Here is a 22,813-nt window from a genome sequence, read left to right on the forward strand (position 1 = left end):
AAATCGTTTACCGCTGCAAGATTAGGAAATGGATATTTAATAAATATTAACTAAACATTACTAAAATATCATTATATTTTATTTCAATTTATCAAAAATGGTAAACAAGTGATTTAATTTCCTTAAAAATTATCTTAATCTGCCCGTGTTATAAGATTCCATCCCATCTCCAACTAGTTCGCGCATTACAAAGGAAAATGGATATGGATTAATGAAATTGCTAAGATAGGTGCATTCAATTTTAGCTGATTAAATTAATAATTTATCGATTTTTAAACTCAAACTGGATTGAGTTCAAATCACACCAAACATAATTTTATCAAAATGGGTCATTAAAGCGTTTTAACGAAATAATTAACCACAAATTTGATATTATACAAAATTTTTAATTTAATTCTTTATACAAAACAATATCATATTTTACTATGACGGATTATTCCTATTTTTGTGGCAAAACAATTTATATCATCAATTTGATAAACAGGAACATTCATTCGCTTTCATTATTTTTCAAAACAGAGTCTAGTCAAGATGCTTTAAGAAATATCTTACTCATTTTAATACCCTCGTTCCTCGTATACCAGCTAATTAATCCACATGTTGCGATCGCTTTTGCCGTAGGCACATTACTCGCTTCGCTGACAGATTTACCCGGAATCAAAAAGGATAAATTCCACACCGCGATTACTTCCATCCCATTATTTGGTATTACTGCCATAAGCATTTCCTTGTTGCATTATTTTAATCTTTGGGCAATTATTCCTGCAGTAGGGTTATATGGTTTCCTATTTACTTTCATGGCCTTGTTTGGATTCAAGTATAACATTATTGGAAACTTAAGTTTGATAGTCGCTACTTTCACCATTGGCCTGCGGCCGGAAAACCCATGGCAATTTACGTTAGCGCTAACTTTAGGAAGTGTTTTTTTCTTTATATGTAGTATTATTTTTAGTTATTTATTTCCTTATCGCTCCTTAAAACATGCTGTTTCTACAGGAATTCAAGGATTATCACATTTGATCGTATTAAAAATTGATTGTTATGATGAAAATAAGCCTTTAAATAATACATTCAAAGAATTAAGCACCTTGCATATTCGCGTTAGTGATCAATTGGAAGCTGTAAGATCATTTATATTAAGAGATAAAAACTTACTAAATGAACAAAACCTGGTTACTAAAATCTGGCTTACTAAATTATATCAATTAATAGAACTTTATGAATTATTGATGGCAATAGACAATGACTATGAAGACATCAGGTCAATCTTAAAAAAAGGAAATTCCTTAAGCCTAATTCAAAAAGCGATGCTGATTTTATCCCTTGAAACTGAAAAGCTTGCCCAACCTAAAATCAATTCTAAATCAAACCAGTATGCTGAATTTAATAATTTATTGATTCAACTTGAATTAGAAGGTATTCGAGGTAATTTCCAACAAAGAGAACTCATTCAATCCATAGCAAACCAATTAAGACAAATAGCTAAAGTTTTGCAAAATATTCCTATCAAAAAGATTCAGAATGATCAATCTTGGGTGGAAACTAAAAATATTAAAGATTTTGTTAACAGCAAGGTTACTTATAAAGCCATAAAGAAAAATCTAACGTTCAAATCCCCAATTTTCTCATACGCGGTACGTATGGCAATTCTTTTAATGTTAGGAACATCCATAGGCTTCTTTTTACCAGAATTTAGATTTTCCTCCTGGATCTTATTAACAATTATCTTAGTTGCAAGACCTACCCTATTAATCACCCAAAAAAGAAATTATCAGCGTATTGTTGGTTCGATTATTGGCATTATTCTAAGCTTAATCCTTCTATTGACTATTCAAAACACGTATGTGCTCATTATCATAGCTTCAGCATCTTTATACTTATTTCTATTATTTAATAAGCCAAACTATTTAGTTTGTGTCGTTTTTATTACTGTTACCATTTTATTGGGGCAATTTATGTATGAAGGAGAAATACTTGATTTATTAGGCAGCAGATTGATATTCACCCTATTAGGATCCCTGCTAGCGGTAATCGGATGTTTAGCTATACCGATTAATTATTTTAGACCTGTTGCTCTTCATAGCGAAGCATTAATAAATCAATTCAACAGCTATGTACAACATATTGAAGCAAGTTATCATTCCAAAAATATTAATTATTATGAATTGAGGCTTCAACGTAAATATACGCAGTCCCTACTCGCTCAATGTTACGATGCCTTGACCCAATTAGAAAATGAGCCGAGTAAAGGAAGAACACCAAGCAACGATATCGCACATTTTCAAAATTTAGCTTATCGAATTAATGCACTTATCCTTGGACTTTCTATCAATATGACGAAAATAGGGTTCAATTTAAGTCCAGATACTTTAAATGAAAAGTTGTCCTTTTTAAAGAATTTAATTCAAGAAACCGACTCCTTATCAAAGGCGATTTCAACTTACAAGCACAAAAAAATAAATTGGCAAAGTATTTCTTAATTGGAGGGATTGACTTCCTTCAATCGATTTATTTCGTCAAAAGCACCACTTTTTTTCAAAAGCCACATGCCCAATTTTTCATCAGCTATTCCAGGCACTATTTTATACGTAAATTCAGGTTGACCTGCTGAATCCGCTCCTATTTCCATTTTATAAAAGTCAACCATAGGAATTTCTTGAAGCTGATCCGCTAGTTCTGTTATATGAGATGAGACAATTAAATAAGGGCCTTTTACTTGGGCTAATTCTTTCATGACCTCGTATATTGCTTTAGAGGCATCCGTGTGGTTTGTACCTTTAAATAATTCATCCAAGATTATTAAGGCATTGGAATGTGGTTTCAAATGCCCCATTATTTCTTTTAGGCGGATAGCTTCAACATAAAAATGGCTGTACCCAAGCTCTAAATTATCCTGTAAATTAATACTCGTAAACAAACCATCTAATAAATCCATCTGAATCGCATCCGCAGGCACAGGAAAACCAATATGGGTTAAATAAACAGCTGTAGAAATGGATTTGATAATCGAAGATTTACCAGCCATATTAGCACCTGTAAGAAACCAGATCCGTTTTTCATTATTTAATACTATATCGTTCTTTACTGGCTTCTTATGGTAAATATGGTACACCCCTTGCATTTTCACTTTTCCTGTTTCATTTTTTTCAAATACCTCAGGATAACAATAAGCATTCGCTTTTGCAATTTTGGCAACCGCTAGATAAGCATCAATTTCGTAAAAAAATGGAATAATTTTTTTGATATATTTCCCTAATTCAAAACGTATCAATCGATCCAGATCATCGACATTGAAAATATTTATCTTTAGTTTTTCAGTATCGTACGGGATCTTTTTAAATATTTGAGCTAAACAAATCTCAATGATGTCAATTTGCTCTCTTAAGTCTTCATATTCATCATTTTCATCCACTTGTTTATAGAAAGAAAGCAATTTGATTAAGAATTCCGACAACTCAATAATATTTCGAGTTTTATAATAATATATGGGCGATTTAACATACACAATATCCATTATACCGATAGATCGTTTAATACCTGAATGCCTAGATTGAATATATTTCTCTAAGTCCATTAAAATTATTCGGTAAAAAGGAAACTCAACATGAGCCACTTTTTCTAACCTCTTAATGAGCATCTGTCTATGCTTTATCGCTTGCACATCCATTAAAGGTTCATAAAAAATAGATAACATCAAAAGTTGTGCTCCTTCCGTAATTCCTTGGTCAAAATAATCGAAAATTGATCTGGTATTTACATCTCGAAGTTGTAAATCTCTTAAGGTTTGTTGGTCAATTAAGAATTTATCTTCCATATAGTTAAATATACAATTATTTGTACCTAAAATTATTATTGCCTGTCGTTTAATTCATGATGATTTCAAAAGCTAATTTCCATATGCTAGCTGTATTAAAATCTAATTTATTTTATTATTTCCTATCTTAGATGGTAAGATCAGAAACCTATGAAAATTTCCCTATCTATTGCTTGTTTGATATGCTGGAGTATCCAATTATGTTTGGCTCAAATTAATTATCAAAATGATCAAATAAAAACCGGTGCAGAACAGTTTGATCTATACCTTCCTAAACTTCAACACAAACGAGTAGCTTTGGTAGCCAATCAGACCTCCATAGTAGGAAATTCCCATTTATTAGACACCTTACTAAAAAAAGGAGTACAAGTCGTCAAAGTATTTGGCCCAGAACATGGTTTCCGAGGAAATGCAAGTAACGGCACAGAAGTAACTAATGAAATTGACCTGGCAACTGGAATACCCATCATCTCATTATATGGAAAACATAAGAAACCAACGAAAGAAGATTTAAGTGATGTAGATATCGTGCTATTTGATATTCAAGATGTAGGTTGTAGATTCTACACTTATAACATTACCTTGCGGGATATCATGGAATCCATGATCGAACATAATAAACCCTTGCTAGTATTAGATCGCCCTAATCCCAACGGCTATTTAATCGACGGCCCTATATTGGATATGAAGCTCAAATCTGGAATTGGACAATTCCCAGTTCCGATAAGCCATGGATTGACTTTAGGAGAATTTGCTTTAATGATTAATGGAGAAGGATGGATGGAAACCAAACAAAAATGCGATTTATCAATTGTTAAGGTGGCAAATTATCATCATGATATGATGTATCGATTACCTGTTCCACCATCCCCCAATTTAAATACCGATGAGAGTATATTGCTTTATCCCTCTACCTGTCTTTTTGAAGGAATAGCAATAAATTACGGTCGCGGGACGGATGTACCTTTTACCATATTGGGAGGACCTATGTTTAAAGGAATTTATGATTTTACTTTTACACCAGTTTCCAAACCAGGCATGGCAGAAGATCCATTATTCCAAGATCAACTTTGCTATGGGATCGATCTTAAGAAAATAGATGTACAGGCATTGGTGCAATCTAAAAAAATAAATATTTCTTGGCTGAAGGAAATGTATGCGAATTATGAACCCAAGGATAAGTTTTTCGACCGATCTCAACATAGGCAAATTGGTAATATCGATTATTTAGTCGGTGTTGCTGACTTCAAAAAACAAATAGAAAATAAGGTCAGTGAAGCGGAAATTCGAAAATCTTGGGAACCCGGATTAAAAGCTTATAAAAAACTAAGAAAGAAATATTTATTATACCCTTAATTCATCAAAGTCGAACTAACTTGATCGACCTTGATTTCTAGAACTGATTATATCTGCCATATTCAAATCTGCCCATTGTATTAAATTACTAATGTGCGGCATTAAACTCTTCCCTCTTTCTGTCAATGTATATTCCACTTTGGGAGGGATCTGTGGATAAACTTGCCGACCAATAAGTCCGTCAGATTCCAACGCTTTCAAGGTAACTGAAAGCATTTTTTGGGAAATATTTACTAAACAGCTAGACAGCTCATTAAATCGTAATACCTCGTATTCATTTAAGGCAGTTAGCACTAATATGGACCACTTATCGCCTATTCGATCCAAGACGTTGCGTATGGGACAGGACTCTATTTGTTGAAATTTTTCAAATTTTTCTACCAGCATAACCTATTGCATTTCACTATTTCTAACCAAAAAGTAAGTACCTTTCCAAAACGTAAGCTCTTGATAATTAAATATAAACAAGTAACTTTACACTTACTAAAAGAGACCTACTATACTTTTAGTACTATACAAAGTTATAAAAATAAAACATAAAACGATGAAAATAGCAATCACAGGATCAACAGGTCAATTAGGAAAATTAGTCATTGAAAAATTAACTACCCTAACCGCAGCTAGCCATTTGGTTGCGCTTGCAAGAGACCTAGAAAAAGTAAAATCTTTAGGAATTGAAGGTCGTCTATTCGACTACAGTAAGCCAGATATGCTCGCAAAGGCATTAATAGGCATAGACAAATTATTAATTGTTTCCAGCAATGAAATTGGTCAACGTTTAGCTCAACACAAAAATATTATTGATGCCGCAAAACTTGCCGGTGTAAAACATATTGTTTATACCAGCTTATTACATGCTGATACCAGCAGCTTATCATTAGCTTTCGAACATCTTGAAACGGAGAAAATACTTCAAGCTTCAGGAATTACTTATACTATTTTGCGTAATGGTTGGTATACTGAGAATTTCTTAGGTTCTCTTTCCAGCATAATTGCCAATTCCAAGGTATTTGCCGCATCTGGCGAAGGAAAAATAGCTGCCGCTACCCGACAAGATTATGCACTAGCTGCTGCAAAAGTATTAACGACTTCAGGCCATGAAAACAAAATCTATGAACTAGCTGGAGATATTGCATTTAATATGCAAGAATTCTCAGACAGTATTTCCAAAGTAACGAATCAAAAAATTACTTTTCAAAACTTAACTGCTGAAAACTATAAGAACCTGTTGATTCAATTTGGCCTTCCGGAAGGATTGGCAGAATTTCTTTCGCAAACGGATGTGGAAATTGAAAAAGGACAATTATATTCAGACAGCAAAGATTTAAGTCAGCTTATAGAAAGACCAACAACAAGTTTGGAACAAGCTATAATCGATGCCCTATAAGCATCAATTGGATTTAGGAGCAAATAAAAACATTCCATAACTTCTACAATTATGGAATGTTTGCTAGTTATGCCATTTTACTTAGAAAAATGCGGTTAAATCCATCTATTTTCATTTTCTGAAGAGGTTTCAAGAAGTCATTTTGGCAAGAAGGCACAGGAACAATTAGTTGTAAACCTATCCTTTTTATGTAACTTACCGATTGTCACTTTCTTCCTTTTTGCCTTCTTCAATAAGTTCATTTACCTCTTCCATTTCACCCCCTTCGAGGTTTTTAACCAATTCCTCCTGCTTATCAGATTGACGATCTATATGACATTCACAACCAATCGGAAAATGATCAGAACCTACAGATGGATATATAAATAGCTTATCAATAAAAATATCAGCACTGTGAAAAAGCAAGTCTAATGGGACTCTAAAAAACCAATATTTCGTATGAAAGGTGGAGAGAATCCCCCTCCCTATTCGGGCATCTATTAATCTACTTGTTTTCTTAAATAATATAGATGATTTTGCCCAAGCTACATTGTTAAAATCTCCCGTAACTAACACCGGCAACTTATAGTCCCTAACCTTCTTTGCAATACTTAGTAAATCCCCATCCCTTTCTTTGGAATTACGCTCCTCTGTGGGACTTGGTGGAGGTGGATGCGCTGCAAAGAATATAAATCGCTGACCATCTTTCGTTTCTAATTCGACTTCTATACTAGGTAAATCATCTGCCACAAAAAAATGGGTTTGTTTTCTTATGACCTTTAATTTAGTGTAAAAATGCATCCCATAAGTGTTCTCCAAGGTTACTTTCTCAAAAAATGGATATTCCGGCTCTAAAACACGCATAGCCTGTTCCCAATCGTTGTTACTTTCCATAGTTAAAAAAATATCTGGCTTTTCCTGTTCGATTAAATTTACAAAACGCTGATACTCATTGTTATACTGGTAAATATTGCAGGAGATAATTTTTACCTGTTCGGAAGAGTTTTTAGACTGTCTCTTAATTGGAGTTTTCCAAAATTTCGTATATCGCATCAAAATATAAATATGGTAGCCTATTAATAAAAGCTGTCCTATTTGAAAGTACCATAACTGGGAATACTCATGGAGATAAAAAAAAGAAATTATGACGATGATAACTTGTAAAGGCAAAATTTGAAGCTTCATAAATTCAGCAACCCTAAATATCCAATGTTGATTTTGAATGAATGGCAATAAGCTAATCAATATTAAAATTGATTGTATAGTAATTAATGTGATAAGCATTTATGATTAATTTAATATTCGTTCAATAAACAGATTTTGATCTAAAAATGTTTACCCTTTTCCAGAAATCAAATATATGTATTTGATATTCAAAATAAAACGTAATACCAAAGGTTAAAAATTGTGGGCGCATGTTTATTAAATTTCCAACAAACATTTCTACTATTTATCTTGTAAATAATCATTCATTGCCTATTTTAGACCGATAAATCCTATTCATATTCCCAATAATAAGTCGGTCCGTATTGCATTTATTTCCGTGTTTTAAATGCATTCCACATCTTAATTTTCGCACAGTTACGCCATCGCTGTCGCCAAATGCCTTTGGCTTTTTTATATCAAGGGTGTAATCCAGCTAAGCACCTAGTGCTACTTATACATCCACAAAAGATAACTTTCATGCTCAATCATTAAAGGGATTGCATTATGAATTCAATTCATTTAAAAAAATCAATGTCATTACGTCTTGATTGGGAGCTACACGACTACATCGAGCAATTGGCAAAAAAGAAGAACAGGAGCGTAAACAATTTTATAAAAACCGTTCTTGCTGATGCTACAAATTTCTAGGAGCCTAACAAAGTGACAAAGAAAGCTCTTGAAGACCTGCATGCCTGTAAAGATGTAAGTCAGTATCGAGCAAAGGGAAAATAATAATCATAACGTTCTTATAAAATATATTGCTGCATGTATATGACAATAGCTGTACAAGACACCTTGGTCCATCCTGGGCAAAATCCTATTCTCCTTTGGATCTTGCTCGGATATTCATCGGATTTTCAGCGATACTGCTTTGAAAATTTCCGAACATGATCCGAAGTATGAGCGTGCAAATGCCATGGGTATGCCTTTATAGCATGGAATTACTCAAAATTCTACTAAACAAAAAATAAAGGATTGTAAAATGCGATGCGCTCAAAAAAAGACAAAGGCTACAGTACTGTAGCCTTTGAATTTAAATCTATTTCAAAAAGATCCCAAAATTAATTTTTAATTCAATTTTCAATTTTCGAAAGTATGTCCTGCGTTTTAGCAAATAATTCATGATCCTTAGGTATTTCCTGCAAAACAGCCTTTGCCTCATCGTAAGACTTCAATTCAAAATAAGCGATACCTAAATAATATTTCGCATCCGTAGCAAATACAGATGTTCCATCCGCCAATGGTTTTAAAGTCGTTACTGCACCCTTAAAATCATCAGATCCAACTTCACTCAAACCTAAGTAATAGTGATATTGTAAAGTAGTAGGGAATTTATTCACTAATTCCTTAAGTACAGCTGCGCTAGTTTCATAATCTTTTTTATTATAGGCTGTAACAGCTTCTTCATATTGACTTAATTCGGTATTCACCTCACCTCGCACAATTTCCGATCGCATTTCTGGCAAATCATACACTTGCGCATCTGGCACAAATAACCAACGACCTATCAGTATAAAACAAGCGGCAATAGCTACAGGTATAAGCCATTTTTTCCATGAAATGACATGGCTGGGTGCTGCTGATCGATACGCTTCCGAAAGCTCATTTAATGTGTTTCTTAAAGCACTTTCATTCGATGGAATACGTCTATTCAGTAAATTTCTTATTTCCAACTGAAAAGCTAATTCTTTTTTGAAATCCTCATCAGATGCCAATAAATGATCAAATTCCAACTGGTCTTCAGGACTAATTACTTGATCAATATAATCCTGAATTAATTCTTCTTTGGTTTTCATAGGCCTAAATTTTTAAAATAAGGATGATTTCGCACCCTTTCTCCTAAAGAGGACATACATTCACTTTTCTTTTTTCGCAGGTATGCATAGGAAACCCCCAATGATGCTGCAATTTTTTCCTGATGCTTTGATTCCATACATCGTTTTATAATTTCTTGACAACGCTCCCCAAGCGTATGAAGCACTTCCATCACTACATTCTCTTTTTCTACCTGTTCCAAATGCGCTTCATAAAGCAATTGCGAATCGTCTTCCATTCTAGATAAACTTTCTTCGTCATTTGTTACCTGGTTAGATGCACGTTTTTTTAGTTGGTTTAACCATTTACGCTTACAAACCAACAGCACAAAAGACTCAAAGCTAGTACTTAAGGTAAAAGATTTATCCCTGGCCATATGATAAATATCAACCAATGACTCTTGAAAGATATCCAATCCATCTTCTTCCGAACCATTATTATGAATAATCATTCGCTGTACTTTCTTAGCAAATCGCTTGTATATCAAGGAAATTCCCTGATGATTATTATTCAAAAGGAAGTCAATTAGTTTTTGATCAGCGTGCATAATATGGTTAGTAATTCGTAAATTTATAATAATAAAGAGCAATTTTAATAGATTTGCTGCAAAAAAACCACCAATTACTAAAATTATGCGTAAATACTTAATCGTCATTATTATTATTTTAAACATTAAGCAAATATTAGCGCAAGACAGCTTACTTATTAAGCGAGACACCTTCCCCTCCAGAATTGAAACAAATTTCTTAGACAGTTCAGTCAAATTCACAGCCATTATTCGGCCCTTAGAACCTATACCTGGTGGCAGAAAAGCCTATTACACGTATTTATGGGATTTTGGAGATGGCAATTTCAGTACGGTAGAATCTCCAGAACATCACTATGAGAAAGCGGGCGATTATGATGTCTCCCTCTACATCGTCAATAATTATGACAATGGTCCTAGGCCTAAAAAACCAAAGACTAAAGTCAAAGTAGATAGCAGGCTTGCTTCCGGAAAAGCAAAACCAAATAGCTTTGAACAACAGTTTTTCAAATCCAACGGCACATTTCAACTTTTTAAGAATGCCAATGCATTACCAGGAGAAGACATGTCTATTGTGGTTGGAGTCAAGCCCCAAGCTAAGAAAGGGAAAATCATCATATTAACGAATGAAAAATCCATTAATCCTACGGGCTTTGTGTTAGCAAATCAAAGCCAATATTTTCAAGAAAAACTAAATGAGCAGCTAAATAAGGAAGATTTCCATAAATTATGGGCCAATGTAAAAAGTACCAAAATTAGTCAAAGCGGCAGCCCAGATTATGGTGTAATCGAAGAGTTAACTTTTAATGGTCAAGAAGCTAGCAAATTTTTCAATTCCTTATTAGCGGAGTATAATACCGTCTCGGAATATGAAATTGCTGCGGAGGAAGAAAACACGCAATTTTCATTATTGAATATAGACATCACCCCCGAAATGTTAGCCGATACCAATGCAATAGTTACTGTAACTGGAATTTATATCGCAGAAGGTATGGATCCTATCGTTCATAAAATGGATATTCCCATTATAAAATCTCATGATCCGAATAAAATGTCGGTTCGACCTGCACTCATCGATTATCGATTGCAATTTAAAAAGAAAACCATGACCTATAAGGTGCAATTTCAGAATGATGGTGAAGGAGATGCTAAAAATATCCGATTAGAAATGTTTTTTCCAGAACAAGTAAATACCAAGACGTTTAAGCTTTTGAATTTATATCCTGGTTGTGACACCTGTAAAACCACTCAAGATTTAGGCTGCTATACCTACCATTTGGAAGGAGAAAATAAAATCATATTTAATTTTAAAGGAATTGCCCTACCCGGCACTGCATCACCTATCTTGACCGATCAGGATAGTAGTAAAGGCTTTATTAGGTTCACTTTACAAACCCATAAGAAACTTCAAAATAAATCTTTACCATCCTATACGAATATTTATTTTGATAAAAATGAACCTATTAAGACCAACAAAGCAGTTACACGATTTAGGCCTGGAGTATCACCCTTGGTTTTTCTTGGTTTAAATGCGCCAGTCAGAAATTCCGACGACGCGATTGGAAAGCTTACCAATGGGTTAACTATTGGTTTAGGCTTAGCGCCAATAGCACCCTATAGAAAACCCTATTGGCAAGTAGAATTATATGCCAGTACCTTTTCAGAAAAAGGTAGTCAATTTTTCGATCGTGCCATTGGAGAGGTACAAGTTCCAGATGGAATGGGAAATCTACCCTACTATAAATTTCAAGGTATGGATACCGCATTCCAACGGAAATTCATTGCCTTGCAAATCCCTATTCAAATCCGATACAATATAAGTCGCTACATTTCAGCAGGAATTGGTGCTATGGTAAAAACCAATCTCAATACAAGCAATAATCAGACGCTAACCTATCATTTCCCAGGAAATTCAGGAGCTACAATGACCCATCAAGTAAGGAATTCATTGGAAAAAGAGAAAAGATCAGCCTTGCTATTTTCTCCACTTTTGGATTTAAATATTGGTAGAGTCTATTTGGGCCCAGCCTTAGGCATTCGATATCATTACGACAAGACCTATAAAAACAATTTTAATTTTTATTTAATGTGGCGATTATAGATTTGTTGAAATTCCTTTTTTTTAGTGTAGTACTCTTTATTTTATATTCTTGCAATACCCAAAACCCATCCTCCAAGATGTTGGAAACGGGCAAGGATAGCATTCGTAATTCGCTATTGGATTCGATTGGAGAACTAGCCTATGAATCGTACCCTAGTTTTAAGGATCAGCCTGAACATTTCCTTAAAGCGATAAGCCCTATTCATTTGGAGGAAAGTCAACAAGAAACCTACCTATGGATATTAATTAATATGGCCTACGGTTTTCAGGAACACAGCCGAATGGTGAAGAGTAGTCAGTATTACGAAAAAGCCCTGCTTTATGACGACGAACAGCAAGTGCTCAGTCTGGAGGATCGACTTACCTACATTGATAAACCATTGGCGAATAATTACACCATAATGGGTGATTATGAAAAAGCCGAAAATCTTCAACTAAATGCGCTGAAGGGTAGTGAAAATGCGAATCTCAAAGCTTCATTTTATAATAATTTAGCCATCTTATATTTTCACCAAGGCAATCTCTTAAAATCGAAAGAACATGCTATATTAGGTCTAAAAACTGAAGTAAAATCACCTTATTTAAGAGCTTTGCTAAATAATAGCCTTTGTGATGCATACGTCGCTTTAGGGCATTTAGATTCTGCCTTAATCTATAATCAGCAAGCTATTACCTTAACCCATCAAGTGCAAATGGATGAACCATTAGCATCCGCAAGAAAAAAAAGTTTAGAACAACAGGCGTATTTGTTTATGCAAGATAGCGAGTATAAAATTGCTCAAAGCCTGCTAAAAGATGCGATTAATCTTCAAGATCACTATTTTCCAAATTCAAGAATTCGAGAAAAAGCAAGCTTGTACAATACCTTAGGAGAAACTTATAGCCAACAATTGAATTCAAAACAAGCCTTACATTACTTTAAGTCGGCTGAGAAATTAATAGAAGATAATCGAGACCTTGAGATTTCCAATTATACAAAAATCAATATCTACCGTAACTTGGGCTTATTTTATGCGAAAGATCAAATTGACTCCGCATTGTACTACTTTGAAAAGTTGATGATCGCTGATTTTGCATTTCAACAAAACAGTACCCGTACCTCCAGTCATTTACTTGCCAATCTTTGGAATAGAACCTTAATGAATGACATCTTCAATCAATTAGGAGAAGTAGAAAGTTTTGACCAAGAAAAATTGATTAAACTATTATGGTTTTGTGAATTGACTAAAGGTAGATTGCTCTGGAATGAGATACATCGAAGTGAAACTTGGAAAAAAGATGCGAGTCCAATAGGTAACGTATCTAAACAATTACAGCAGTTGTATGCTCAACGAGATAGGCTAAGCGATTCCTTAGATATTCAGGAGACTCAGGAGGAAATTGAACGTTTGACGGATGAATTTGAATTGGAAGAACAATTTTATGCTAAAAAGAAGGTGCTTCCAACGTATGAAGAATTTCGGAAACAACTGTTTCAATCTCATGAAACAGCCTATGCCTACTATGTGCATAGCACTGAAGATATCTCTATTTTCAAATTGAGTAATGCTAAAATCAGCTATTATAAACGTCATCAATCTGATTTATTGACACAAATAAGCCAATTTAAAAATCTGTATTTTAATGATTCTCCACAGCATTTCAATAATAATCCAGCTCAATATTTTAAACAGGCCGACCAACTTAGGGAATTGTTGTTGCCCGACTTAGATCAAAAAGAATTATTAAAATTATCCCTAGATAATGAATTGCATATATTACCCTTTGATGCCCTAACATTAGGTAAAGAATTTCTAATAAAAAACTATCAAATTCAGTATTTACCTTCCTTCGTCGCGTTTCAGCATAACAATGAGCCGCAAATCCAGGATATAGGAATTAATTTATTTTATCGCGATCAATATGACGCACCATTTAATGATTTACCTTATGTCCGAAAAGAAGTGGAACAAATCAACAAGCATTTTAAAAGCACAAAATATCCTGCTGATCAGTTAACATCGAATAAAATGGCGTATGCTTGGAGTGAACCTGCAATCATCCACATTGCAGCGCATACGGTTTTGGACAATAATCAAGAAGCAAAACTACTTTTGCAGCAACCCATTTCTACCGACCAGTTGCGTTACTACGGCATCAAGACGCCCTTGGTTGTATTGTCTGCCTGTAATACCGCAACAGGTAAATTACTCCCTTCAGAAGGTTTAGCTAGTTTAAATCGTGCATTTTTAAGCAAAGGAATTCCAGGAGTCATTGCTACCCATTGGTTTGCCAATGATGCCGTAATGCTCACATTGACAGAAAAGTTTTACCATCATTTGGGGAAGGAAAAAAGACCTATAAAAGCCTTAGCTGAAGCGAAAAGAGCCTATATAAATGAGCAAGATTTATCGGGGCAAAACCCTTGGTATTGGGCAAATATGATTTATACTGGTGCAGATATAGAAATAGACCTACACGAACGTGCAGGTCTACCTAAAAGTTATTGGTTTATCCTCGCAATGACCTTCATGTTCATTGCCTATATGTTTCTAAAATCAAGGTTTACAAATCTTAAATAAAAATTTTAGATAACCTTTGATGATTTGAAAAATTGTGAATTCCTTCGGAAACAATTCTTTGGCATCCCCTTCCTTAGATTCTTTGATTTCCATAGTTCCTTAATCTAAATTTAACACCTTTATTTCTGTTCTTCTATTGACTTGATGATTGGCTTCGGAACAATCAATATTATTTTCACAATGGTTTAGTAATCGAGTTTCGCCATAGCCTTTCGCTACTAATCTTGATTTAATAATACCTTTACTTAATAAGTATTGTACAGCAGATTCGGCTCTCTGTTGGGATAAACGAAGATTATATTCATCTTTTCCACGACTGTCGGTATGGGAAGAAAGCTCGATGCGTAAGCTTGGATTTTGATTCATTATATTGACTACATTATCTAATATTAAAGCCGCATCGGGACGAATATTGGATTGATCAAAATCATAATGAATATTTTTTAACACCCAATTAGCACCTTCAACTAAATCGCATACGCCAAGCTTTAACGTTACATATAAGGTTTTACTTCGATCTAATCCTTTTGTACTGATTAATTCGGTTTGGGAATATCGACCGGCTTGATTTGCAACAATCGTATAATCAGATTGCTGTGCCAATTGATAAATAAATTTACCTGCTAGATCGGAAGTTTGAGTCATATTGCTTTGTACTCCTGCATGAGTTAATATGGTTGCAATATTTGATAATAGTTGATTTTTTTCACAATCCACCGTTTCTCCTATTAATGTAAATCGAGGATCGTCGTGAAATATTTCTTTAAAAATTAAGGACTCAGGGCCTACAAAATCTGCCGGACTAATGCTTACTAATTCGGTTTTAATTCCGTTCTTCTCGCCTACGATCTTATATGTACCGGCTTTTGCTTGGGTTATTCTTGAAATTTCCCCATTGGCATTGGATGTTTCTTTGGTATTAAATTCATCAGAGTGCACCGTTATGGTTACTCCACTTAATGCCAATCCAGTTAATTTATCCTTAACCACGATTTGTATATTTTTTGAGGTTAATTTTTCTGTAATTGGAGCTGGAATAATTTCTGGAGCTGCTGAAGCAGTAGGTCTTGTACTTTTCTGTTTTTTGCCAAAGAAATATTTAACCCCAAGGGCGACATTAACACTTTTATAAGCTGCCTGTTTGGAAGTTAAACCTTCTTGATAATGATCTAAAAAAGATTTAACAAAGGTTTGTTCGTCGATGGGCAATCCTGTCGGAATGCTTTCTTCCAGTTGATAAACAGCAGTCTTTTTTCCAAATGTCGTTCCTATGGACTGCATATAATCGGCTTGAAGAAATAGGGAAAAGTTGGATTTTATAGGATAATTTAATCTTAATCCCGCTAATCCTAACCAGGCTTTAGCTCGATTCGTAGAATCATTACTTGTTCTTTTGATGGGAATTTGCGTGTATTGATTATTACTCTGCAACAAATTTAAGCTTGTTTCAAATGCTGGAAATTGCTGCCATAACACTCCAGCTCTTAAAAAGGCTTCTAGTTCTAGTTTTCCGGATTGAAAGCTATACGTCGGGCCCAAGGAAATAGCCAAGTTTTTGAACTTAGTCCCTTGGTAATTATGGGCTATATATCCATTTTCGAATATTATTGAATCGTGTTTTTGGAGACTATGATTTAAAAATCGCGCATCTATACCTAATCCAAAGCTACTGGAACTTATGTATTTATCCATAAATACAGCTCCAAAATATCCAGTTTTGGCTTCTCCGCTGGTTTTGTAGGTCGATAGTGGGAATGAAGCTCCTCCAAATGCACCGACCTGGAGTCTTCCAATTTCTTTTTCCTGTGCTAGCGTAATAAAACACAGAATTAATAAACTAATTGTTAGTACTAATCTTTTCATAACCTTTGCTATTAAAATAAAAACTCTCGTTATTTCTATAGCTATATCAATGAAAAGATTAAAATGTTACCCTAGGTTAGGTTGGAGATCGAAGATTTGAAAAAATAGGATATCAAGTCCAGGTTTTTGTTCATCGACTTTAAGAAATCCAACTTCATAAACCTATTCTAGCAAATGTTTTTACTATAAAGTCACTAAATAAGGATTATACAAAAAGACAAACTCTAAACCCTCTGCCCGCATAATAAGATTCTACCCCATTGTGGTAAATAAACACGCGATTGTACCTCCGGTCGCCAAAGATGGCCCCTTTTAGTTTTCTTAATGATTCTGGCGTTTGTAGCCAACTGGAGGTTTTCAAATCAAATTCGCCTAATTGCTGAAGATACTGATACTGCTCTTCAGTCAATAGCTTGACGCCGAGTTCTTCGGCATAGCCCACCGCACTATGTATGGGCTTATGTTCTTTTCTGGAGTCTAATGCTGCCTGATCATAACAAAAGCTTCTTCTTCCTTTAGGACTTTCAGCAGAGCAGTCAAAAAAGAGGTATTGGTTTGTTTCTTTTTGGTAGCCAACTACATCAGGCTCACCTTCCGTTTCTTCTAATTCATTTAAGACCCAAAGCATTTTGGGTTGAGCACTTAGCTTAGCGGAAACATCTTCCCATTTAATGCCTAAATGCCTTGACCTGAACTTTTCAAAGCGTTTTTCTAATATTCCCAGTAATTCAGTTACTCTTTGGGGTTCTAACGTATAAGAGTTCGCCATATGAATATTGTTTATGGATGAGTTATAAGATTATACGAATTTAGGTAAAATCAAGCGATATTAAACTTTCTATTACATGGGGTCTTTGCTTCGATTTACAAAGAATTGTTCACCGTTTCTTTTTTAGTAAATATAGTGGTACCTATACTAGCGAAAACGACACAGAAGACAGATATCCACTGAGTCATTGTTAAGTATTCTTGTAAAAAGATCAATCCCGAAAAAGCGCCAAATGCCGGTTGTAAACTGGTTAAAATACTAAAGGTTTTGGTAGGTAATTTACCTAAAGCAATCATATCCAATGAAAAAGGCAATGCACTGGAAAAAATAGCAACTCCCAATGCTTTAAATAGCAGGTTGGTATCTAAATTCGCTAAGGATCCATCCCATAATGCTATTGGAAAGATAAAAACTGTAGCGATCATCATTCCAATGGTCACGGCTTGTTTGCCTTCCATGATTTTAGAAACTTTACTCCCTGTTAAAATGTAAAAAGCCCAAAATGTACCCGCAAGAAAGGCTAATAACAATCCTACACCATCTAAATGATTGTTCTGCCATGGTACAATCAATAAAATGCCAATACATGCGAAACTTGCCCATAAAATATCCAACCACTTTCTAGAAAGGGCAAAAGCAAGAAATAAAGGACCTATGAATTCGATAGTAACGCCTAGACCTAATGGAATGCGCTGAATAGCAGCATAAAAAATTAGGTTCATAAATGCTAAACAAACCCCATAAATGCCACAATAAAGCCACTGTTGCTTATTGAGTTTGCTAAAATTTGGTCTATTAATTAAATATAAAATGATTGCTGAAAGACCTATACGCAAAGTTGCAGTTGCAATGGGACCTAAGGCTGGAAAAAGTTGTTTAGCAATGGAAGCACCTCCTTGAACACATACCATAGATATTAGTGCGGCGGCTACGGCTAATTGTGTACTTTTCATTTCTTAATAAAGGGCTATTAAAACTTACTAATTTTAATAAAGGATTCTTCATGATAAAGTTTCATTTAAAAAAGAGAAAGTAAGTTTATAAAAAATATAAACTAATATACTATTAATTAATAAAAACCTGTAAAAAAGTTCCATTTATCGATTTGATTTAATGATACATTAATAAATTATTTATATTCATATTCAGGGTTAAAATATTCCTTTATATTAAGTTCCATTCGTGTATCTTAATTCAAAATCAATAAAGATTTTTAGATTATTAATAAAAAATCCTATATTTATTTCAACTTTAGGGGTGTCTGCATTTTTGCAGGCTGAGATTTTACCCTTATAACCTGATCCAGATCATACTGGCGTAGGGAAAAGTAAAATGTCTTCATGGGTGCGTATCTGCACTATTGTGGTCATTCCTAAAGTTTTATTTACATAAACATAAGGAATGAAACTAACCATCAATCAAAAAACAAAAGAATTTATTGCTCCTCCGCAACACTTAGCGGATATTGTTCAATTAGAAACGGATGTTTCTAAAAAAGGCATCGCTGTTGCTTTAAATTATCGAGTTATTCCCAAAAACCTATGGGATACCACTCCTGTCCAAGAAAATGATTCCATATTAATTATTAATGCTACACAAGGAGGCTAAACCTTCTACTTATAATATATTGACCATGATTGAACAACACATTACTACCCAGCCATTCCCCAATTCTAAAAAGATTTTCATACCTGGCAAACTATACCCTATTCAGGTAGCTATGCGAGAAATAAGCTTAAGTGCTACCAAACTGAGTAATGGAAATATAGAGCACAACCCTCCTGTTACGGTATACGATAGTTCAGGACCTTATACGGATGAACAAGCCCAAATTGATGTTCGTAAAGGCTTAGATCGGATTCGAGAGGAATGGATACTCCAACGGAAAGATGTGGATTCGCTCCCTGGGATTTCATCGAGTTATGGATTAGAACGTTTGGCAGATGCTAGTTTAGATGATCTTCGATTTGCCTATACACATCAACCTAAAAGAGCTAAACCAGGCATGAATGTGTCTCAACTGCATTATGCTAGAAAAGGAATAATCACCGCAGAAATGGAATATGTAGCTATTCGTGAAAATCAACGAATAGAACAACTGGCTGAATCTACGAAGGGGATGGATCATCAACATCCAGGTGAGAGTTTTACTTCTAGAACTGCAAAGAAATACATCAGTCCTGAGTTTGTACGGGACGAAATTGCCGCTGGTCGAGCAATCATTCCAAGTAATATCAATCATCCGGAATGTGAGCCGATGATTATTGGGCGAAACTTTTTGGTAAAAATCAATGCAAACATAGGCAACAGTGCCGTGAGCTCCAGTATTGATGAAGAAGTGGAAAAAGCCGTATGGGCTTGTCGTTGGGGTGCAGATACCATCATGGATTTATCTACTGGTAAAAATATACATGAAACCAGGGAATGGATTATTAGAAATTCCCCTGTACCTATAGGGACAGTTCCGATATATCAAGCGTTAGAAAAAGTAAAGGGGATTGCAGAAAATTTAACTTGGGAAATTTTTCGTGATACCTTAATTGAACAAGCAGAACAAGGGGTTTCGTATTTTACTATTCATGCTGGGGTATTGTTGAGGTATATCCATTTGACAGCACAGCGCGTGACAGGTATTGTTTCTCGAGGAGGATCGATCATGGCAAAATGGTGCTTGTTCCATCATAAGGAAAACTTTCTATATACACATTTTGAAGAAATCTGTGAAATCATGAAGCAATATGATGTTTCCTTTTCACTTGGTGATGGTTTACGACCTGGTGCAATTGCCGATGCGAATGATGCTGCGCAGTTTGCAGAATTGGAAACTTTAGGGGAGCTGACTAAAATCGCCTGGAAACACGATGTGCAAGTCATGATTGAAGGTCCCGGACATGTTCCAATGCACCTTATAAAGGAAAATATGGAAAAGCAATTGGAGGAATGTGATGAAGCCCCATTTTATACCTTAGGGCCATTAACAACCGATATTGCTCCTGGATATGACCATATCACATCTGCTATTGGTGCTGCAATGATCGGTTGGTACGGATGTGCCATGCTTTGCTATGTGACGCCTAAGGAACATTTGGGTCTGCCGAATAAAAAGGATGTGAAAGATGGCGTAATAACCTATAAATTGGCAGCGCATGCTGCTGACTTGGCTAAGGGACACCCTGGAGCACAGTATCGAGATAATGCCTTAAGTAAGGCACGTTTTGAGTTTCGATGGGAAGACCAATTTAACCTTTCTTTAGATCCTGATACGGCTAGGGAGTTTCATGATGAAACATTACCTGCAGATGCTGCTAAGGTAGCGCACTTTTGTTCTATGTGCGGACCTAAGTTCTGTTCAATGAAAATTACTCAAGAAATTAGGGAAGCTACAGAAACAGGAATGTTTGAAAAATCATTGGAATTTATTGAACGTGGAAAGGAAATTTACTTATGATCGTCGTGATTTCACCTCCTCAGCACATAAATGAGGAAACGTCTTTTGTAAATGAACTTTTCGAGCATGGTTTGGATGTATTTCATATTCGAAAATACGGCATGCCTGATCAGGAAATCATCGATTATGTAAATCAAATTGACATGAAATATAGGGGGCAATTGGTGCTGCATAGTCATCATCATTTGGCTAATCGATTAACAATCGACAGATTGCATTATAACGAAGCAGATCGAAGGGCAAACCATCATTTGAATAGTTTAGCGCAGTTTACCCTTTCGACCTCTGTCCACCATATGGATGATTTTAATAGGCTAGATACATGCTGGTCTTATGCTTTTATCAGTCCTTTATACCAAAGTATTTCTAAACCGGAGAAAAAAAGAAATGAAGCTTTATTTGATCAATTAACTATGCGATCAAATGATCAGGTTCAATTGGTTGGCTTAGGTGGAATTGCATTGGAAAATATCGATAATACCCTGAATCATAATATTGATGCGATTGCCTTATTGGGTACAATATGGTTAGCGGATCAGCCAATAACTGCTTTTTTGAACTGCAAAACCAGGGTCGACGCTATAAAAAATCAAAGGATAGATGAAACCATACAGTAAAATTCAATATATATCCCAGGGATTAACGTTGGATGATCAATATAATAATATTCGTATGGCGCTGGATAAGGGTGTCAACTGGATACAATTGAGGTGGAAGGAAGGTAATTTGGTTAATATCGAACATTTGGGTTGGTTAATTAAAGAGTTATGTAAGGAATACCAAGCTAAATTGATTATTAATGATCACATCCATATAGCTGATCTTTTAAATGCTGATGGAGTACACCTTGGACTTCAGGATGATGCAATTGCTCATGCAAGAATACTATTGGGAAAAGATAAAATAATTGGTGCTACAGCTAATACGCTCCAGGATATTCAACTTCACATTCAAAACGAATGTGATTACATAGGATTAGGCCCCTATCGCTATACCGAGAATAAGAAAAACTTAAGTCCAATTTTAGGCCTTTCAGGATATTTATCCATCTTAGCTAAACTAACGCAAGAAGCGAATTGCCCGCCCATATATGCTATTGGTGGTATTCAGCAGGAAGATATTGAAGAGTTATTTAATATCGGGGTTTACGGTATAGCGGCCTCTAATTTCATACATCAATTAAAATATACAGACATTCAAGAATTCAATGTACAATATGGATAGTTTACACATTGGCAAATATACATTCAACTCCAGGCTATTTGTAGGTACTGGGAAATACGGAAATATGGATTTAATGCGAAATTCGCTAATTTCCTCAGGCGCTGAACTCATCACTTTAGCATTGAAACGAATTGATTATGGGGATAATCAGGATGAATTACTAAATGCAATAACATTTCCTCATGTTCAGCTATTACCGAATACATCTGGTGCGCGTACGGCAGCAGAGGCAATCTTAGCTGCCCAATTGGCAAGGGAGGCCTTGGAAACAGATCTGATTAAATTGGAAATACATCCTGACCCAAGGTTCTTACTCCCCGACCCTATAGAAACATTAAAAGCGACGGAGGAATTGGCTAAACAGGGTTTTGTGGTTCTTCCTTATATTCATGCTGACCCGGTATTATGTAAGCGCTTGGAGGATGTCGGAACGGCTGCGGTTATGCCTCTAGGTTCTCCAATTGGAAGTAATAAAGGGTTAAAAACAATTGATTTCTTAGAAATTATTATCCAACAGCGCAAAGTCCCAGTTATTATTGATGCAGGTATCGGCGCTCCTTCGGATGCCTGTAAAGCTATGGAATTGGGAGCTGATGCGGTTCTTGTAAATACCGCGATAGCCACTGCGATGGATCCTATAAGTATGGCTTCAGCGTTCAAATGGTCTGTAAATGCAGGTAGAGCCGCTTATTTAGCTGGATTAGCTTCAAAAACTAATTTGGCACAAGCCTCTTCTCCCCTCACTTCATTTTTAATGGATTAAT

General features: G+C 35.2%; 19 protein-coding genes and 1 riboswitch. Of the genes, 11 read left to right on the forward strand and 8 right to left on the reverse strand.

The features are described 5' to 3' along the window. Positions 1-425: 425 nt before the first annotated feature. Positions 426-2,480 carry an FUSC family membrane protein gene (locus tag ACFRAE_RS00410; RefSeq protein ID WP_422795133.1) on the forward strand — a complete coding sequence of 685 codons (2,055 nt, stop codon included), beginning with the start codon at positions 426-428 and terminating at the stop codon, positions 2,478-2,480. Here ACFRAE_RS00410 and ACFRAE_RS00415 read toward each other — a convergent pair. Next, complete coding sequence (locus tag ACFRAE_RS00415; protein ID WP_422795134.1) at positions 2,477-3,814, reverse strand: MutS-related protein; 1,338 nt, start codon at positions 3,812-3,814, stop codon at positions 2,477-2,479. The two genes, ACFRAE_RS00410 and ACFRAE_RS00415, sit on opposite strands and share 4 nt — an antisense overlap. A gap of 150 nt (positions 3,815-3,964) precedes the next feature. Between ACFRAE_RS00415 and ACFRAE_RS00420 the strand changes: the two genes are divergently transcribed. Then, entirely contained in the window at positions 3,965-5,170 is a 1,206-nt protein-coding gene (locus ACFRAE_RS00420; protein ID WP_422795135.1) for an exo-beta-N-acetylmuramidase NamZ family protein, read from the forward strand. Positions 5,171-5,185: 15 nt separating this feature from the next. Here the strand turns inward: ACFRAE_RS00420 and ACFRAE_RS00425 are convergent, their stop codons facing one another. Continuing rightward, the gene (locus ACFRAE_RS00425; RefSeq protein WP_422795136.1) at positions 5,186-5,557 is read right to left on the reverse strand and encodes a winged helix-turn-helix transcriptional regulator; all 372 of its coding nucleotides are present in this window, start codon (positions 5,555-5,557) and stop codon (positions 5,186-5,188) included. A 157-nt stretch (positions 5,558-5,714) separates the two neighbouring features. Here ACFRAE_RS00425 and ACFRAE_RS00430 point away from each other — a divergent pair, with 157 nt between their 5' ends. Continuing rightward, complete coding sequence (locus ACFRAE_RS00430; RefSeq protein ID WP_422795137.1) at positions 5,715-6,557, forward strand: SDR family oxidoreductase; 843 nt, start codon at positions 5,715-5,717, stop codon at positions 6,555-6,557. A gap of 195 nt (positions 6,558-6,752) precedes the next feature. On the opposite strand, the gene ACFRAE_RS00435 is transcribed toward ACFRAE_RS00430, so the two are convergent. After that, complete coding sequence (locus ACFRAE_RS00435) at positions 6,753-7,820, reverse strand: endonuclease/exonuclease/phosphatase family protein (protein WP_422795138.1); 1,068 nt, start codon at positions 7,818-7,820, stop codon at positions 6,753-6,755. Positions 7,821-8,246: 426 nt separating this feature from the next. Here ACFRAE_RS00435 and ACFRAE_RS00440 point away from each other — a divergent pair, with 426 nt between their 5' ends. Next, the gene (locus ACFRAE_RS00440) at positions 8,247-8,390 is read left to right on the forward strand and encodes a toxin-antitoxin system HicB family antitoxin (protein ID WP_422795139.1); all 144 of its coding nucleotides are present in this window, start codon (positions 8,247-8,249) and stop codon (positions 8,388-8,390) included. A 425-nt stretch (positions 8,391-8,815) separates the two neighbouring features. On the opposite strand, the gene ACFRAE_RS00445 is transcribed toward ACFRAE_RS00440, so the two are convergent. Together ACFRAE_RS00445 and ACFRAE_RS00450 are read right to left on the reverse strand one after the other, a co-directional pair. Next, a complete protein-coding gene (locus tag ACFRAE_RS00445) occupies positions 8,816-9,538 on the reverse strand; it encodes a tetratricopeptide repeat protein (protein ID WP_422795140.1) in 723 nt (240 codons plus the stop codon). Beyond that, a complete protein-coding gene (locus tag ACFRAE_RS00450; RefSeq protein WP_422795141.1) occupies positions 9,535-10,230 on the reverse strand; it encodes an RNA polymerase sigma factor in 696 nt (231 codons plus the stop codon). The genes ACFRAE_RS00445 and ACFRAE_RS00450 overlap by 4 nt, the downstream gene beginning before the upstream one ends. On the opposite strand from ACFRAE_RS00450, the gene ACFRAE_RS00455 reads away from it, so the two are divergent. Together ACFRAE_RS00455 and ACFRAE_RS00460 are read left to right on the forward strand one after the other, a co-directional pair. Further along, positions 10,190-12,184 carry a PKD domain-containing protein gene (locus tag ACFRAE_RS00455; protein ID WP_422795142.1) on the forward strand — a complete coding sequence of 665 codons (1,995 nt, stop codon included), beginning with the start codon at positions 10,190-10,192 and terminating at the stop codon, positions 12,182-12,184. The two genes, ACFRAE_RS00450 and ACFRAE_RS00455, sit on opposite strands and share 41 nt — an antisense overlap. 77 nt (positions 12,185-12,261) lie before the next feature. Next, complete coding sequence (locus tag ACFRAE_RS00460; protein WP_422795143.1) at positions 12,262-14,745, forward strand: CHAT domain-containing protein; 2,484 nt, start codon at positions 12,262-12,264, stop codon at positions 14,743-14,745. Between the two features lie 99 nt (positions 14,746-14,844). On the opposite strand, the gene ACFRAE_RS00465 is transcribed toward ACFRAE_RS00460, so the two are convergent. The 3 genes from ACFRAE_RS00465 to ACFRAE_RS00475 form a co-directional block, all read right to left on the reverse strand. Beyond that, positions 14,845-16,608 (reverse strand): OmpA family protein, encoded by a 1,764-nt coding sequence (locus ACFRAE_RS00465; protein WP_422795144.1) that lies wholly within the window; start codon positions 16,606-16,608, stop codon positions 14,845-14,847. A gap of 205 nt (positions 16,609-16,813) precedes the next feature. Further along, positions 16,814-17,377, reverse strand: coding sequence for a DUF4256 domain-containing protein (locus ACFRAE_RS00470; protein WP_422795145.1), 564 nt, complete (start codon positions 17,375-17,377; stop codon positions 16,814-16,816). A 95-nt stretch (positions 17,378-17,472) separates the two neighbouring features. Further along, positions 17,473-18,330, reverse strand: coding sequence for an EamA family transporter (locus ACFRAE_RS00475; RefSeq protein WP_422795146.1), 858 nt, complete (start codon positions 18,328-18,330; stop codon positions 17,473-17,475). 290 nt (positions 18,331-18,620) lie between these two features. Then, positions 18,621-18,718: riboswitch (TPP riboswitch) on the forward strand. Positions 18,719-18,778: 60 nt separating this feature from the next. Between ACFRAE_RS00475 and thiS the strand changes: the two genes are divergently transcribed. From thiS to ACFRAE_RS00500, 5 genes are read left to right on the forward strand one after another with little or no spacing between them, the layout of a single operon-like run. Further along, positions 18,779-18,985 carry a sulfur carrier protein ThiS gene (gene thiS / locus ACFRAE_RS00480; protein ID WP_422795147.1) on the forward strand — a complete coding sequence of 69 codons (207 nt, stop codon included), beginning with the start codon at positions 18,779-18,781 and terminating at the stop codon, positions 18,983-18,985. A 25-nt stretch (positions 18,986-19,010) separates the two neighbouring features. Next, positions 19,011-20,825 carry a phosphomethylpyrimidine synthase ThiC gene (gene thiC, locus ACFRAE_RS00485; protein ID WP_422795148.1) on the forward strand — a complete coding sequence of 605 codons (1,815 nt, stop codon included), beginning with the start codon at positions 19,011-19,013 and terminating at the stop codon, positions 20,823-20,825. Beyond that, entirely contained in the window at positions 20,822-21,442 is a 621-nt protein-coding gene (locus ACFRAE_RS00490; RefSeq protein WP_422795149.1) for a thiamine phosphate synthase, read from the forward strand. The genes thiC and ACFRAE_RS00490 overlap by 4 nt, the downstream gene beginning before the upstream one ends. Next, a complete protein-coding gene (locus ACFRAE_RS00495; RefSeq protein WP_422795150.1) occupies positions 21,426-22,049 on the forward strand; it encodes a thiamine phosphate synthase in 624 nt (207 codons plus the stop codon). Before ACFRAE_RS00490 ends, ACFRAE_RS00495 begins: the two co-directional genes overlap by 17 nt. Further along, positions 22,033-22,812: a thiazole synthase gene (locus ACFRAE_RS00500; RefSeq protein ID WP_422795151.1), complete on the forward strand. Its 780-nt coding sequence runs from the start codon at positions 22,033-22,035 to the stop codon at positions 22,810-22,812. Before ACFRAE_RS00495 ends, ACFRAE_RS00500 begins: the two co-directional genes overlap by 17 nt. The last annotated feature ends 1 nt before the right edge of the window (position 22,813 follow it).

Origin of the sequence: Sphingobacterium sp. HJSM2_6 (genome assembly GCF_049316305.1) — a bacterium.
Taxonomy (GTDB): Bacteria; Bacteroidota; Bacteroidia; order Sphingobacteriales; family Sphingobacteriaceae; genus Sphingobacterium.

What these genes read in the sequence shown, in the direction of transcription:
- ACFRAE_RS00420 (WP_422795135.1), top strand. Translation starts at nt 3,965, where the DNA reads ATGAAAATTTCCCTATCTATTGCTTGTTTGATATGCTGGAGTATCCAA.
- ACFRAE_RS00450 (WP_422795141.1), bottom strand. Translation starts at nt 10,230, where the DNA reads ATGTTTAAAATAATAATAATGACGATTAAGTATTTACGCATAATTTTA.
- ACFRAE_RS00500 (WP_422795151.1), top strand. Translation starts at nt 22,033, where the DNA reads ATGTACAATATGGATAGTTTACACATTGGCAAATATACATTCAACTCC.
- ACFRAE_RS00410 (WP_422795133.1), top strand. Translation starts at nt 426, where the DNA reads ATGACGGATTATTCCTATTTTTGTGGCAAAACAATTTATATCATCAAT.
- ACFRAE_RS00445 (WP_422795140.1), bottom strand. Translation starts at nt 9,538, where the DNA reads ATGAAAACCAAAGAAGAATTAATTCAGGATTATATTGATCAAGTAATT.
- thiC (WP_422795148.1), top strand. Translation starts at nt 19,011, where the DNA reads ATGATTGAACAACACATTACTACCCAGCCATTCCCCAATTCTAAAAAG.
- ACFRAE_RS00490 (WP_422795149.1), top strand. Translation starts at nt 20,822, where the DNA reads ATGATCGTCGTGATTTCACCTCCTCAGCACATAAATGAGGAAACGTCT.
- ACFRAE_RS00475 (WP_422795146.1), bottom strand. Translation starts at nt 18,330, where the DNA reads ATGAAAAGTACACAATTAGCCGTAGCCGCCGCACTAATATCTATGGTA.
- ACFRAE_RS00465 (WP_422795144.1), bottom strand. Translation starts at nt 16,608, where the DNA reads ATGAAAAGATTAGTACTAACAATTAGTTTATTAATTCTGTGTTTTATT.
- ACFRAE_RS00470 (WP_422795145.1), bottom strand. Translation starts at nt 17,377, where the DNA reads ATGGCGAACTCTTATACGTTAGAACCCCAAAGAGTAACTGAATTACTG.
- thiS (WP_422795147.1), top strand. Translation starts at nt 18,779, where the DNA reads ATGAAACTAACCATCAATCAAAAAACAAAAGAATTTATTGCTCCTCCG.
- ACFRAE_RS00415 (WP_422795134.1), bottom strand. Translation starts at nt 3,814, where the DNA reads ATGGAAGATAAATTCTTAATTGACCAACAAACCTTAAGAGATTTACAA.
- ACFRAE_RS00435 (WP_422795138.1), bottom strand. Translation starts at nt 7,820, where the DNA reads ATGCTTATCACATTAATTACTATACAATCAATTTTAATATTGATTAGC.
- ACFRAE_RS00460 (WP_422795143.1), top strand. Translation starts at nt 12,262, where the DNA reads ATGTTGGAAACGGGCAAGGATAGCATTCGTAATTCGCTATTGGATTCG.
- ACFRAE_RS00430 (WP_422795137.1), top strand. Translation starts at nt 5,715, where the DNA reads ATGAAAATAGCAATCACAGGATCAACAGGTCAATTAGGAAAATTAGTC.
- ACFRAE_RS00440 (WP_422795139.1), top strand. Translation starts at nt 8,247, where the DNA reads ATGAATTCAATTCATTTAAAAAAATCAATGTCATTACGTCTTGATTGG.
- ACFRAE_RS00495 (WP_422795150.1), top strand. Translation starts at nt 21,426, where the DNA reads ATGAAACCATACAGTAAAATTCAATATATATCCCAGGGATTAACGTTG.
- ACFRAE_RS00455 (WP_422795142.1), top strand. Translation starts at nt 10,190, where the DNA reads ATGCGTAAATACTTAATCGTCATTATTATTATTTTAAACATTAAGCAA.
- ACFRAE_RS00425 (WP_422795136.1), bottom strand. Translation starts at nt 5,557, where the DNA reads ATGCTGGTAGAAAAATTTGAAAAATTTCAACAAATAGAGTCCTGTCCC.